The following is a 13,548-nucleotide window of genomic DNA, read 5'->3' as shown; positions in this document are numbered from 1 at the left end:
GGCCCTCGAGCACCGTCGGACAGGCCGTCCGGACAGCGCGGTGCCGACCTCCGATGCAAAACGTTTATCTCAAGGTGCGCGAAGCGGCCCGCGGGCGCGATGCAGCATGCATAGTGGTGACTGGAAGCACCCGGAAACGCTCAGAGTCGCTCACCTCCCGGAGTCGTCGAAGCAGTCCGGCCCTCGCCCGCACCGCCTCGAAAGGCTCCGATGACGCGCCGATCGTCCCCCTCCCCCGGTCCCCAGCAGGATCGCCCCTACTCCTCTTCCTCCCCTTCTCTGCCCTCCCCCTCCCGTCGGACCGCGCACCCGAGCGGTCCCCGTCGGCCCGTGCGAACGCTCGTCCTCGGCGCCGCCGTCACGCTGCTCGCCCCGTTCTCCCTCGCCGCCCCGGCGAGCGCGGACCCCACCTATGTGGCCCTCCCGCAGAGCGCGATGAGCGTGATGGACGCGGACTCCGCCGAGGAGGGATCGCCCACCGCGAACGTGCTGGACGGAGATCCGTCGACCATGTGGCACACCGCCTGGAGCGACGGGGTCGACGACCTCCCCCACCACCTCTCGGTGCAGGTCTCCGAATCACCGGTCGAGGTGGCGCGCGTGCGCCTGCAGCCCCGCCAGGACTCCCACGGATCCGGCCGCATCGGCGACTACGAGATCTACACCTCGACCGATCCCGACTGCGCGGACACCGCCTACACCCAGGTCGCCGAGGGCGGTTTCGACGGTTCCCTGACCGACGCCGCCACGGAGCGCACGGTCACCCTGGACTCGCCCGTCGAGGCGAGCTGCGTGAAGGTGGTGTGGCTCAGCTCCTGGGGCGGCAAGGCATCGGACCCCGAGACGTCCCCGCCGGAGAAGGTCGCCTCGCTCGCCGAGCTGAACGTCGACGTGATCGGGGAGGAGGCCGATCCGGATCCGATCGTCGTGGACCCGCCCGAGGGCACCGTAGAGATCGCGGACGCGGACCTGGCGGTGCGCCTGCACCCCGACTTCCCGCAGGTCGTGGACTACACGCTCGGCGAGGGCAGCCTCGCAGGCCGCTACGGCGAAGCCCCCACCTCCGTGGTGATCGACGACGTCTCCTATGACGTCGAGGTCACCGCTCCCGAGGTCTCCGAGGACGGCCTCAGCGCCACCTACCACCTCACGGTCCCCGCGCTCGAGGGCACGAGCTTCGACGCGGTGATCTCCGTCGAGGGCAGCACCATGACCTGGACGCTCACGAACTTCGAGGATCCCGCCGGCGCGATCCACCGCCTCTCCATCCCGCGCCTGGACCTCGCCCCCGCCAACGGCACCGAAGCCGGCGCCCAGGTGGTGGGCGCGGATCTCTCCGCGGACCGCGACCGCAGCGGCGACCACGTCTACGATCTCGCCTCCCTCGACGAGGGCACCGCGCTCGAGGACCCCTCGCACGTGGCGCTGATCGCGGGCGACCAGCTCGCGGCCGGGTTCGAGACCAACGCGGTCGAGGACAACACGGCAGGCGGCGCGACCGCGGGCCGCGTGCAGACCGACAACTCCCGCTACATCGTCGCGCTCGCCCAGGGCGACGGCGCCTCCTACGGCACCGTCTCGCCGGGCACCTTCGTGGTGCGCGGCTCCACCGCGGATCTCGGCCTCGGCGCCGACGCGGACCCGTTCGTGCGCGTGGCGATCACGGCCGACGCGAACGAGGACGGCGCGCTGGACTGGCAGGACGCCGCGATCGCCGCCCGCGGCGTGCAGGAGGAGATCGTGGGCGGGGACGCCGTGAAGAACGAGGTCATCAAACGGATCCCGTTCAACATCGTCTCCCAGGCCACGCACCCGTTCCTGCGCACGCTGGACGACACCAAACGGGTCTCCCTCGCCACCGACGGCCTGGGCCAGTCGGTCATGCTCAAGGGCTACCAGGCCGAGGGCCACGACTCCGCCCATCCCGACTACGCCGGCCACTACAACGAGCGCGCCGGCGGCCTCGGGGATCTCGAGACCCTGGCCGCGGCGGGCGAGGACTGGAACGCGACCTTCGGCGTGCACGTCAACGCCACCGAGTCCTACTCCGAGGCCTACGCCTTCTCCGACGACCTGCTCCAGCAGCCGCTCAAGAAGGGCTGGGGCTGGATGAACCAGTCCTATGCGATCGACGGCCCGAAGGACCTCGGCATCGGGAACGTGCTGGACCGTTTCCAGGACCTCCGCGACGAGGCGCCCGAGAACCTGTCCTTCCTGTACATGGACGTCTACTACCCCAACGGCTGGGAGGGGCAGCGCCTCGCGCAGGAGCTGCAGGCGCAGGGCTGGTCGGTCTCCACCGAGTGGGCCGACAAGATGCCGCGCGCCTCGACCTGGTCGCACTGGGCGAACGACGAGAACTACGGCGGCTCCACCAACAAGGGCATCAACTCCCAGGTGATCCGCTTCCTGGACAACGACGAGAAGGACATCTGGAACCCGGACCCGCTGCTGTCCAACGCGAACGTGCAGGAGTTCGAGGGCTGGACCGGGCACCACGACGCGAACGCCTTCTTCGACACGGTGTGGCAGCGGAACCTGCCCACCAAGTACATGCAGCAGGCGCCGATCATGCAGTGGGGCGACGGCGAGGTGGTGCTCGGCAACGGCACCGTCGCCACGTCGGACGTCGACTCCGTCGGCGGCACCGAGATCCCCACCGATCGCACCATCACCCACGGCGGCGCGACCGTCTACGAGGACGGCGCGTACCTGCTGCCCTGGTCCGACGGGGCAGACGCCGCGGTCGCCGACGGCGGCTCCTCCGAGCCCGCCGCGGCGACGGGCACCGGCGGGACCGGGGACCGGCTCTACCACTACAGCCCCGAGGGCGGGAGGACCACCTGGACCCTGACGCCCGAGTGGGCCGACCAGGGCTCCCTGGTCATGTACCCGCTCACGGACACCGGCCGCGGCGGCCGCATCACCGTGCCGGTCCGGAAGGGGCAGGTCACCCTCGAGGCGGAGGCGGGCACGGCCTACGTGCTCTACCCGACCTCGGACATGCCCGAGAAGGCCGATCCGCAGTGGGGCGAGGGCAGCCCGGTCACCGATCCCGGGTTCTTCTCCGGTCGCCTCGGCGCCTGGTCGCCCGAGGGCGCGGTCGAGATCGAGACCGACGGCAACCGCAACCTCCAGGCCGTCGTCGGCGCGGGCGCGGCGGGCATCTCGCAGCAGCTCCACGACCCGGCCGATCCCACCAGGGACCTGCCCGCCGGGACCTACAGCGCCTGGGCGTCGGTGCAGATCGATCCCACGGACACCCGCGACGTGACCGTCTCGGCCACCGGTGACGGGGTCGTCCCCACCGCCCACCAGGCCGGCGCGGACGGGATGGCGACCACCGTCGTCGACTCCTCGATGGCGGTCAACGCCACGGCGTCCGACGACAAGCACGAGCAGTACTTCCAGCGCGTGCGCGTCACCTTCACCACCGATGGCTCCCCCGTGACGCTGGCGGTCACCGCCGGAGACGGCGAGACCCCGGTGCGGGTGGACGATGCCCGTGTGGTGCCCTTCGTGGCCCCGGAGGATCCGGACGCCACGGAGCAGACCGTGCTGTTCGAGGACTTCGAGCACGTGGACACCGGTTACTGGCCGTTCGTGACCGGCTCCGCCGAGCTGGGCGGCGACGCCCGCACCCAGCTCGCCGAGCTGCACGCCCCGTACTCGCAGGCCGGCTGGTACGGCCCGAACACCGACGGGGACGTGGTCGAGGGCGGCAAGCTCCTGGACAACGTGCTCGACGGCGACTGGTCGCTCATGGCCCACGAGGAGAACGAGGGCCTGATCCTGCGCACCACCACGGGATCACTGCCGCTGGAGGCCGGGCACCGCTACCGGGTCTCCTTCGATCACCAGACCGGCTTCGACGGCTCGTACAGCCTGATCGTGGGCGGCGACTCGCTCGCGGCCGACGGGGAGGAGCCGGGCACCACCGTGCTCGACCGGGAGGCGATCCCCGAGGCACGTGGGACCGACGCCCGCTTCAAGCACGAGTTCACGGCCGGGGCGTGCGATGCGACCTGGATCGGGATCGAGAACACGGGCAGCGGCCCGCAGAACGATCTCGTGCTCGACAACCTCCGCGTCGAGGGCCTCGGCGAGGCCGACGGGGCGACTGCCGCTCCCGAGTGCACCGAGGTGGAGGAGGCACCGGCGGAGTGACGAGCGGGCCGGGATCCCGCCGTCGGCCCTCGGCCGGAGAGGGTCCTGAACGGGACCGGGACGGGGCGCCCACCGCCAGCACGGCAGTGGGCGCCCCGGTCGATCAGGCCGTCTCGGCAGGTGCCTCCGTCGGCGGGGCGTCGCGCACCAGGCGCACCCGCTGCACGCGGCGCTCGTCGACCTCCACCACGTCGAGGCGGCCGCCGTCGACGTGCACCACGTCCCCGGCCACGGGGATCCTGCCCAGGCTCGCCATGATGAATCCGCCGACGGTCTCGTAGCCGCCCGTATCCGGCAGTTCGATCTCGGTCGCCGCCTCGAACTCCTGCAGGATCAGCCCGCCGTCGAGCGTGCCGTCGCCCTCGACGATCCGGTCGAGACCGCCGGGTTCCGGCCACGACTCGAGGTCGAACTCGTCGTAGATCTCGCCGACCAGCTCCTCCAGCAGGTCCTCGAGGGTGACGATGCCGTCGGTGCCGCCGTACTCGTCGGCCACCACGGCGATCTGGTCGGCGTGGGCACGCATCCGGTTCAACGCCTGGAGCACCTCGACGGTTCCGGGGATGTGCTCGATGGGACGCACGAGATCCGCCATCCGGGTGGTCGTGAGGTCATCGACCAGCAGCAGGTCTCGCACGTGGACGAAGCCGAGGATGTCGTCGACGTCCTCGCCGGTGACGGGATAGCGGGAGTAGCCGGTGTCGCGGATCTCGGCGCGCACCTCGGCCACGGTGTCGGTGCCCTCGAGGAAGTGCACCTGGTGCCGGGGCCGCATGACCTCCACGACCGTGCGCTCGGAGGCGTCGAAGACATCGGCCAGCACGCGGGATTCCGCATGGTCGAGCGCCTCGGAGCTGCGCACCATCGAACGGATCTCCTCGGCGGAGACGGACTCGCGGTTCGCGTGCGGGTCACCGCCCAGCAGGCGCACCACCACGTTGGTCGAGGTGGACAGCAGCCAGATCACGGGGCGCATGGCCTTGCCGAACAGGCTCAGCGGCGGGCCCACGACCTTGGCCACACCCATCGCGTTCTGCATGGCCAGCCGCTTGGGCGCGAGCTCACCCAGCACCAGCGAGAGGTAGGCGATCACCAGGGTCATCCCGATCAGGGCCGCGGTGCTCGCCGGCGACTCCGACAGCCCCATGCCCACGAGGACCGGGGCCAGGGAGGGGGCGATCGTGGACGCGCCGTAGGCGGACGAGAAGAAACCCGCGACCGTCACGCCGATCTGCACCGCCGACAGGAACTGGTTCGGATCGCGCACCAGCGTCGCGGTACGCTCGCCGCGCGGACCCTCCTCCTCGAGCTGCTTGATCTGCGATTCCCGCAGGTTGACGATCGCCATCTCGGTGCCCGCGAACACGCCTCCGATGAGCACGAAGAGCAGCACGAGGGCGACGTTCAGCAGAACGGAAGGATCCATAGGGCAAAACTACCGGTAGCGCCTGTGCTGGGACGGGGACCGCGTCGCGACGTCGCCGCTTCGATGAAGCGGCGCACAGCAGATGGCCGGCGGCTCCCGGCGGCCCGACCGGCAGCTCAGAGCAGGGGCAGCAGGTCCTGCCAGACGGCGCGCATGATCTCCGCGGCGCCCCGGCCCTCCAGATGCGAGGTGATCGTGATGACCGCGTCCTGCTGGGGGAGCACGAGGATCAGCTGACCGTAGGCGCCGTCGGCCCGCCAGGCACCGTCGGGCGTGGACTGCCAGATCCCGTAGCCGTAGTGGACGCTCTCGGGCTCGGCGTCCCCGGTGGCGACCCAGGCGCCGTCGGCATGCATCGCGTCGATCCAGGCGGCCGGAACGAGCTGGGCACCCTCGTGCTCGCCGCGCTGCAGCAGCAGTCGGCCGATACGCGCCAGCTGCCAGCTCTTGAGGTGCAGGCCGGTCGCGCCCCAGCTGTGCCCATCACGGGTGGTGTGCCACTGCGGGTTGGGCAGGCCCAGCGGCTCGAACAGCCGCGACATCAGCCAGTCGCGCATGCTCTGCCCCGTGCGCTCGCTGATCACGCGGGAGAGCAGGAAGATCGAGCCGTTGGAGTACTCCCAGCGCTCCCCCGGCGTCGCGATCAGGTCGGTGCCGAGGAACAGTGCGGCGAGGTCCTCGTGATCGCGCTGCTCGTCGAGGAACCCGAGGATCGGGGAGCCGGAGGTCATCGTCAGCAGATGCCGGAGACGCACCTGGTCCATGCCGCGGCCATAGCCGCCCGCCGGAGCGGGGAGGTGGTCCACCACACGATCCTCGACGTCGAGGAGCCCCTCACCGGCGGCGATGCCCACGGCGAGCGCGGTGACCGTCTTCGAGCAGGAGTAGATGTTCTCGACCGTGTCGTCCATGAAGCGGTGGGAGACGTCCTCACGGCCGGCGCGGTGCACGTGGATCGCCCGCACGCCGAGGTCCCGCTCGAGGATGCGCTGGCGCAGCGGGAGCAGCAGCATCTCGTCGCCGATCCCCGCGGGGTTCACCGGCTGCCCGGCGGGTGCTGCGGGAGCGGTCTGTGCAGACGTGGTCGCGGCAGGCGTGGTCTGTGCAGGCGTGGTCGCGGCAGGCGTGGTCTCTGGGCTGGCGGCATCGGCGGGGCTCATGCGACGACCCTATGGCGCGCCGGACTCGCCGTCACCGGCAGTCCAGGATCCGCAGCCCAGGTTCCGCAGGCCGGGACCCGAAATCAGGCGGCAGAATCATCCCTGAGTCGGATACGTGCACCGTGAAATCAGGCAACAATAGGAGAAGTCGTCGGCGCCGCTGGCAGCTCACCTTCCCCGGACCTCCTCTCGGCGCCGTCGCCGACCAGAACGAAAGGCGACCATGGCCGCCCTCCGTCGCTACGTCTTCCCCCTGATCTGGATGCTGATCCTCGCGGTCATCGCCCTGTCCCTCGCCCGCATGGCGTTCTTCCCCGCCGATGCCTCCGGGGCCGACGAGGATCCCGACGTCCCCACCGCCGAGTTCGACCAGTATGCGGTGGTGCCCGTCGAGACGTCCGACATCGCCTCGGCGCTGACGCTCCCCGCCACGGTGCAGCCCGATGAGGGCACCGAGCTGAAGGCCACCGATGAGGGCGAGATCAACAAGATCTGGGCCCGCGAGGGCGACACCGTCGAGAAGGGTCAGCGCATCCTGCAGGTGCGCGTCCCCGAGGAGCCTGCGCCGGTCGACATTCCGGCCGAGATGCCCGCCGAGGGAACGGCCGACGGCGAGGACCCGAGCGGAGAGGGCGCCGACGCGGAGCCCGTCGAGCAGCCGGCACCGCAGCCGGTGCAGACCGAGCAGCAGTACAGGTACCTCACCCTGTACGCCAACGCCCCCGGGAAGATCACCGGCCTCACCCTCGCTGAATGGGAGTCCGTCGCCACCGGCGACGTCGTCGCCACGATCTCGCCCGGGACCTACTCGATCGTCGCCGAGCTGACCCCCGAGCAGCAGCTCTCCCTGCTCGACGTGGACATCGACGCCTCCGCGATCCTCCCCACCTCCACCGATCCGGTGCACTGCAAGGCCCCCGGCATCACCGAGGACACCGAGGTCGAGAAGCCCGAAGCCCCCCAGATCGACCCGATGACCGGCGAGGAGAACACCTCGAGCGTCTCTGCCGCCCAGCTGGAGTGCCCCGTCCCCGACGGCACCCGGATCGTCCCGGGCCTGAGCGTCGAGGTGACCGTGAAGCTCGGCTCCGCGAGCGGCGTGCTCAGCGTTCCCACCACCGCGGCCGAGGGCACGGGCGAAAACGGCACCGTGTACGTGCTCGACGAGGTCACCGGGGAGCCGGCCCCCGTGGAGGTCGCGCTCGGCCTGCGCGGCGACGGGATCGTCGAGATCACCGAGGGTCTCGAGGAGGGCCAGGAGATCCTCCAGTTCGTGCCCGGCGTGGACAACCCCGAGGCCGACATGGGCGGCGGTGAGATGTGGTGAGCACACCACCTCCCCTGCTCGAGCTGCGCGAGCTGCGCCGCTCGGTGCGCCTGCCCAGCCGGGAGGACCTCCACATCCTGCGCGGCATCGACCTCACCGTGCAGGCCGGTGACCACGTCGCCGTCGTCGGCCGCTCCGGATCGGGCAAGTCCACCCTGCTGAACCTGCTGGGCCTGATCGACCGCCAGACCAGCGGCGAGCTGCTGTTCGACGGGGCCGACGTGTCCCGCCTCGGCGACCGCCGACGGGCCCGCCTGCGCGGCGCCTCCATCGGCTTCGTGTTCCAGCAGTTCAACCTGCTGGAGCGCCGCACCGCCCTGGAGAACGTGATGATGCCGCTGATGTACGGCAGCGCCGGCCAGTTCTGGCGGCGCGAACGGCTCGCGATGGAGATGCTCGACCGGGTGGGTCTGGCCGACCGCGCGCAGCAGCAGCCCAGCCGTCTCTCCGGCGGCGAGCAGCAGCGCGTCGCCGTGGCCCGCGCCCTGGTGCGCAGGCCACGGCTGATCCTCGCCGACGAGCCCACCGGCGCCCTCGACGTCACCACCGGCGAGGCCGTCATGGCACTGCTGGACGAGATCGCCCGGGAATCCGACGCCGCCCTCGTGACCATCACCCACGACCTGCAGGTCGCCGCCCTCTCGCGGCGCTCCTACCTGCTGGACGAGGGAGTGCTGAACGACGTCGGCAGCACCGGGGCGCAGGATGCGCTCTCGGCGACCGTCGGCCTCCGCGCCGGGCGCGAGGCGGTCGCCGCTTCCACCGCTTCAGGATCTCCGTCCGCTCCGGGCGCTTCTCGCCAGGAGGTCCAGGCATGACCGGGTTCCTCGCCTCGATCGTCGAGGCCTATGGCGAGCTGCGCGTGAACAAGGGCCGCATCCTGCTGTCGTTGATCGGTGTGGCCTTCTCCGTATTCGCCCTGACCGCGGTCATGGGGGCCGGCGGGATGCTCGGCAGCTCCCTGCTGCAGTCCTCGGAGAAGAGCAGCGGACGGGACACCGTGCTGGCGATCAGCTCGATGGGTGACATGGGGATCACCCTGGACGAGTTCGGCAACGAGGTGGCCGCGCCCTCCGGCGACCAGGACCAGCTCACCGGCGCGGAGCTCGATGAGCTCGTGTTCTCGCAGATCGATCGACTCGGCATCGAGCATCGCACCCGCCGCGCCTACGCGGACGTGCGGATGCAGACCACGCAAGGAGTGCAGACCTCTGCGCTCAACGGCGTGGACCCCTCCTACGCCACGATGTACCGGATGCAGGTCGAGCAGGGCCGGTGGATCTCCGACTCCGACCAGCACCGCCTGGCACCGGCGCTGGTGGTGAACCAGCCCCTGTACGAGACCCTCGGCAGACCGGAGCTGGGCACCGAGCCCGTCACCCTGTACGGACCCACGGGTGCGCAGGAGTCGGGGCAGGCGATCATCATCGGCGTGCTCCCCCCGGACGCCTCGACCGACTATGGCCCGCAGGCGTACATCGCCACCGACGGCCTGGCCGCGGTGCCCGGCTATGACAAGAACACTCCGACCGCGTCCGAGTACCTCGTCTGGGTACCGCCCGAGCAGGCCGACGCCGTGCGAAGCCAGCTCTCCAGCGCCCTGTCGGGCAGTGGTGCGGGCAGTTTCGACGTGTACCCGACCTCGTTCGCCATGGAGGAGATGTCCGTCTTCAAGGTCTTCGGGTATGCGGTAGCGGGCGTGGCCGTGGTGATCCTGCTGCTCGGCGCGATGGGACTGGTGAACATCTCCCTGGTCACGGTGCGGTACCGGGTGCGGGAGATCGGGATCCGCCGTTCCTACGGCGCTACCGGGGGCCGCGTGTTCTTCGGGGTGCTCATGGAGTCGGTGGTCGCCACCGTGCTGGCCGGAGCCGTCGGCGTGGGAGCAGCGGTCGCCCTGGTCAAGTCGTCCTTCGTGACGGATTTCTTCCGCGACCAGGGCTTGGTGGACCTCCCGCCGTTCCCGGTGGACGCCGTGGTGGTGGGCCTGCTCGCCGCGACCGCCGTGGGCGTTCTCGCCGGCGCCCTGCCCGCGATCATCGCCACCCGCATCAAGGTGATCGACGCGATCCGGAGCTGAGCGTGGGCGTGAGGGCCCGCCTGGTCGGGAAGGTCCGTCCCCGGCGCGCCGGCCCGACGACGCAGCAGCGCGTCCCGGGCATCCGCCGGCTCAGGGCCGGTAGACGGTCCTGGGCCGCAGCGGGTTGCTGATCGAGGGACCGTCGATGCTCACCTCTGCGCCCTCGAAGCGCACCTTCGAGATCCAGATCTGGCGGCCGGGGTCCTGGCCGATGTGGTCGGGATGCCAGGCGTGGTAGACGTACCAGATGCCGTCCGAGGTGCTCACCGGCATGCCGTGCCCCGGCCCGGCGGCCACGTCGTTGGCGGAGAGGACGGGCTGGTCGGAGAGCTTCGTCCACGGCCCGTCGATCGCGTCGGCGACCGCCACGCCCACCCCGTAGGTCTCGTTCCAGTACTCGCCGGCGGAGTAGAAGAGGTAGTACCGGCCCTCGTGCGTGATGATCGCGGGCCCCTCGATCGTGTAGATCTCCCAGGCCTGATCTCGTTCGAGGATGCGGCTGCGCTCACCCTCGAGGGAGTGTCCGTCGTCCGCGAGACGCTGGGCGAACAGGAACGAATCCTGATCGGCGGCGTTGCCGTCGTTCTTCCACAGCAGCCACAGCGAGCCGTCCTCGTCGCGGAACGGCGAGGCGTCGATGCAGCCGCCCTCCTCGGGGGTGGACAGCAGCGGGGCGGCCGCCGAGTCGAGGAAGGGCCCCTCGGGCTGGAGCGCGACGGCGACCCCGATCGCCTGCCGGTCCGTGGCCCGCTCCCAGGCGGTGTAGTAGGCGTGGTATCTGCCGTCCACCTCGATGACCTCCGGGGCCCAGTGCCTGCCGCTGTTCGCCCACGAGGCGATCACGGGCTGGCCGTCGCCCACCCGGCGCCAGGTCACGAGGTCCGGGGACCTCAGCACCGGCATGTTCCCGGCGGCGCCTGCCGTCGAGTACAGGTAATACCCCTGGTCCACGCGCAGGATGCCGGGGTCGGGCTGGTTGGTGGCGATCACGGGGTTGGTGTATCCGGCCGCGGCGCTGGCGGCGGGGAGGCCTGCCCCGACTGCGGTCGCCGTGAGGGTTCCTGTGGCCAGGAGGGTGCGGCGGGAGAAGCGGGCGAGGGGCGTCATCGTCGTCGTCCTTTGTGGGATGGCGGCCGTGCGGCGGTGCCCGACCACCAGTATTCCTACGTGAGAATTCCCGAGGTGTCCAGGTTTCGCGGACGATTCGGTCCGAACGGACGGCAGGTTCGTGTCAGATCAGCACGGGATCCGGCACGGGCGCGTCGGCGGCGCGGCCGACGGGCTCGAGCAGGCGCAGGCCGTCGCGTCGACTGACCACCACGACGATCACGGCCGTGACGACGAGCAGGGCGATCGCTGCGGCGGCGCCGCCGGCCAGGGCGGCGTCGGCGTGGACCGGTCCGGCCTCCGTGCTCGCGAGCGCGGCGGCGGAGGTGCCGGGAGCGGCGACTGCCGCGCCGAGCGCCCCCACGCCGGCTCCGGCGCCGCTCCCCGCGGCCAGCGCGGAGACGATCAGCGCAGCACCCGTCGTGGTGGCGGTGAACAGGATCGGGAGCTCGAGGCCGCCCGTCTTCCAGGCGAGCACCGCGGCGGCGAGCGCTGCAGCCAGGGCGGGGAGCATCACGGCGGCGGTGGCCTCGCGGCCGATGACGGCAAGCGCGGCGACCACGAGAACGGCGATCACGGGGCTGCGCAGCCACGTGCCGACGGCCTGGAGCACGAGGCCTCGCAGCGCCAGCTCGAGCCCGACGGCCTGCAGCGGGACCAGGATCAGCACGAGCAGCACCACCAGGAGCAGCTGGAGGATCGGCGCTCCCCCGTCGGCCGCGGAGGTTCCACCTGCTGCCGGCGCACCGTCGGATCCGGCGCCCATCAGGCCACCGGCGAGCGCCGCGACGGCGACCACCACCAGGGCGCCGAGCACGGCGAGGAGGATCGTGGAGCGCAGGCGTTCGCGCCGCGGCCGGGCGGCGACGGACCACGTGGGACCGAGCGGACGCCAGCCGCCGATCCGCACGCCGATCACTCCGGCGGGCCACCACAGCGCGCCCATCGCGAGGGCGATGCCCACGTCCAGCGGGCTGGTCGGATCACCGCTGGTGACGCCGATCGCGACGTTCACACCGGGGGCGAGCGCGAGCACGAGGATCGTGAGCACCAGCAGCACAGAGGCCAGCACGACGTAGGCAATGAGGGCGGCGACGACGGTCAGCAGCGGTCTGCTCCAGGCGGACCAGGCCGGGCGCAGCGTCGCCAGGCGGTGATAGGGCGTGAGTCGTGCGCCGGGCTCGGAAGGCCTGGCGTCGGCGGAGGCGGCACCGTTCATGCGGCGTGCTCCGCGCTGTCCGCGCCGCTCTCGGTGATCTGCCGACGACGATCCTCCTGGGCGCGGGCCTGCGCGGCATGCGCCTGGGAGGCCGCGGCCGACAGGCCGAGGTCCTCGATGCTGAGCGCCTGGGCGAGCGGTCCGAAGGGATGCTCGCTGGTCAGCGTGCCGTCGGCCGTGAGATGCACGAGCTCGCCGGAGTCCAGGAGGCGCCAGGCGGGGTCGTCGTCCAGGGGCTCGCTCGCGAGGACGACGGAGTTCGCGCCGCGGGCATCCTCGCTGCGTGCGCGCACGGCCAGGGAGTCCGAGGACTGCTCGATGCGGTCGCTCTGCGTCTCCGCAGTGGCGGGACGCTCGAGGATCCACAGCTCGTTGGTGGCCGGCAGACGCACCGCGACGAGCTCCTCCCCCTTCATGACCAGGACGTTCACGGAGTACACGGGGACGTGGGCGGCGATCCAGCTCAGCGCGGCGGTCACGCCGGCGCGCAGGTCGCCACCGTGGGCGGCCACCTCGCCGGTGATCAGCGCGGCCATCCACTCGCTGTCGGTGGAGCCGAGGACGTGGTGGGCGGCGCCGAGCTCGGCGACCCGCCGCCGCATCTCCTCGGTGACCTCCAGGACCCCGTTGTGGGCGCTGATGATGCCGTCCTGCAGGAACGGGTGGGTGTTCTCGTCGCAGTGCCCGGAGCCGGAGGAGAGGCGCAGGTGCGCGAGCATCGCCCGGGAGCACAGCGTGGTCGCGAAGTCGGTGAACGCCTCGGACTCGTAGGCGGCGACGGGGCGCTTGCGGATCCGCGGCTCGCCGTCCTCGTCGATCCACCCCAGGCCCGTGCCGTCGGCGTTGAACCGCGACTGGCTGAGCAGGGAGTAGGGCGCATCGAGCAACCAGAGATCGGCGGTGACGGGGCGGTCGGAATGAAGAGCGAAGAGTCGGCACATGGCATCTCCACTGTAGAACTCCCTGGCTGGGGGCGCAGTGAGGGGAACCACGATCGCACCACCCGGCACGGTCCGGTCCTGGTCCCGCGGGACCGCGCGGGTGTCCGGGGGGCGCGGTACC

The 13,548-nt window shown here is 71.3% G+C and carries 9 protein-coding genes; 4 read left to right on the top strand and 5 right to left on the bottom strand.

From position 1 onward, the window contains the following. Window positions 1-330: 330 nt before the first annotated feature. Window positions 331-4,167 (top strand): endo-alpha-N-acetylgalactosaminidase family protein, encoded by a 3,837-nt coding sequence (locus ACT3UL_RS14005; protein ID WP_444578863.1) that lies wholly within the window; start codon window positions 331-333, stop codon window positions 4,165-4,167. Window positions 4,168-4,270: 103 nt separating this feature from the next. Here the strand turns inward: ACT3UL_RS14005 and ACT3UL_RS14000 are convergent, their stop codons facing one another. Both ACT3UL_RS14000 and ACT3UL_RS13995 read right to left on the bottom strand, forming a co-directional pair. Then, a complete protein-coding gene (locus tag ACT3UL_RS14000) occupies window positions 4,271-5,593 on the bottom strand; it encodes a hemolysin family protein (protein ID WP_444578862.1) in 1,323 nt (440 codons plus the stop codon). A gap of 116 nt (window positions 5,594-5,709) precedes the next feature. After that, window positions 5,710-6,753, bottom strand: a complete 1,044-nt coding sequence (locus ACT3UL_RS13995; RefSeq protein ID WP_444578861.1) for a serine hydrolase — start codon at window positions 6,751-6,753, stop codon at window positions 5,710-5,712. A 223-nt stretch (window positions 6,754-6,976) separates the two neighbouring features. Here ACT3UL_RS13995 and ACT3UL_RS13990 point away from each other — a divergent pair, with 223 nt between their 5' ends. From ACT3UL_RS13990 to ACT3UL_RS13980, 3 genes are read left to right on the top strand one after another with little or no spacing between them, the layout of a single operon-like run. Continuing rightward, entirely contained in the window at window positions 6,977-8,080 is a 1,104-nt protein-coding gene (locus ACT3UL_RS13990; protein WP_444578860.1) for an efflux RND transporter periplasmic adaptor subunit, read from the top strand. Then, window positions 8,077-8,898 carry an ABC transporter ATP-binding protein gene (locus ACT3UL_RS13985; protein ID WP_444578859.1) on the top strand — a complete coding sequence of 274 codons (822 nt, stop codon included), beginning with the start codon at window positions 8,077-8,079 and terminating at the stop codon, window positions 8,896-8,898. The genes ACT3UL_RS13990 and ACT3UL_RS13985 overlap by 4 nt, the downstream gene beginning before the upstream one ends. Next, window positions 8,895-10,160 carry an ABC transporter permease gene (locus tag ACT3UL_RS13980; RefSeq protein WP_444578858.1) on the top strand — a complete coding sequence of 422 codons (1,266 nt, stop codon included), beginning with the start codon at window positions 8,895-8,897 and terminating at the stop codon, window positions 10,158-10,160. The genes ACT3UL_RS13985 and ACT3UL_RS13980 overlap by 4 nt, the downstream gene beginning before the upstream one ends. A 90-nt stretch (window positions 10,161-10,250) precedes the next feature. Here ACT3UL_RS13980 and ACT3UL_RS13975 read toward each other — a convergent pair whose 3' ends face one another. The 3 genes from ACT3UL_RS13975 to ACT3UL_RS13965 all read right to left on the bottom strand — a co-directional run bounded on the left by ACT3UL_RS13975 (window position 10,251) and on the right by ACT3UL_RS13965 (window position 13,427). Continuing rightward, window positions 10,251-11,267 (bottom strand): glycoside hydrolase family 43 protein, encoded by a 1,017-nt coding sequence (locus tag ACT3UL_RS13975; protein ID WP_444578857.1) that lies wholly within the window; start codon window positions 11,265-11,267, stop codon window positions 10,251-10,253. 124 nt (window positions 11,268-11,391) lie between these two features. After that, the gene (locus tag ACT3UL_RS13970; RefSeq protein ID WP_444578856.1) at window positions 11,392-12,486 is read right to left on the bottom strand and encodes a CAAX protease; all 1,095 of its coding nucleotides are present in this window, start codon (window positions 12,484-12,486) and stop codon (window positions 11,392-11,394) included. Continuing rightward, window positions 12,483-13,427, bottom strand: coding sequence for a class II glutamine amidotransferase (locus ACT3UL_RS13965; protein ID WP_444578855.1), 945 nt, complete (start codon window positions 13,425-13,427; stop codon window positions 12,483-12,485). Before ACT3UL_RS13965 ends, ACT3UL_RS13970 begins: the two co-directional genes overlap by 4 nt. Window positions 13,428-13,548 lie beyond the last annotated feature (121 nt).

Origin of the sequence: Brachybacterium sp. 107 (assembly GCF_052379725.1) — a bacterium.
Lineage (GTDB): Bacteria > Actinomycetota > Actinomycetes > Actinomycetales > Dermabacteraceae > Brachybacterium.
Note: the sequence above shows the minus strand (reverse complement) of the source record. Positions and strands in the feature narration are given on the sequence as shown.

Coding starts and splice junctions, on each gene's coding strand:
- ACT3UL_RS14000 (WP_444578862.1), bottom strand. CDS start 5,593: ATGGATCCTTCCGTTCTGCTGAACGTCGCCCTCGTGCTGCTCTTCGTG.
- ACT3UL_RS13995 (WP_444578861.1), bottom strand. CDS start 6,753: ATGAGCCCCGCCGATGCCGCCAGCCCAGAGACCACGCCTGCCGCGACC.
- ACT3UL_RS13990 (WP_444578860.1), top strand. CDS start 6,977: ATGGCCGCCCTCCGTCGCTACGTCTTCCCCCTGATCTGGATGCTGATC.
- ACT3UL_RS13980 (WP_444578858.1), top strand. CDS start 8,895: ATGACCGGGTTCCTCGCCTCGATCGTCGAGGCCTATGGCGAGCTGCGC.
- ACT3UL_RS13975 (WP_444578857.1), bottom strand. CDS start 11,267: ATGACGCCCCTCGCCCGCTTCTCCCGCCGCACCCTCCTGGCCACAGGA.
- ACT3UL_RS13970 (WP_444578856.1), bottom strand. CDS start 12,486: ATGAACGGTGCCGCCTCCGCCGACGCCAGGCCTTCCGAGCCCGGCGCA.
- ACT3UL_RS13965 (WP_444578855.1), bottom strand. CDS start 13,427: ATGTGCCGACTCTTCGCTCTTCATTCCGACCGCCCCGTCACCGCCGAT.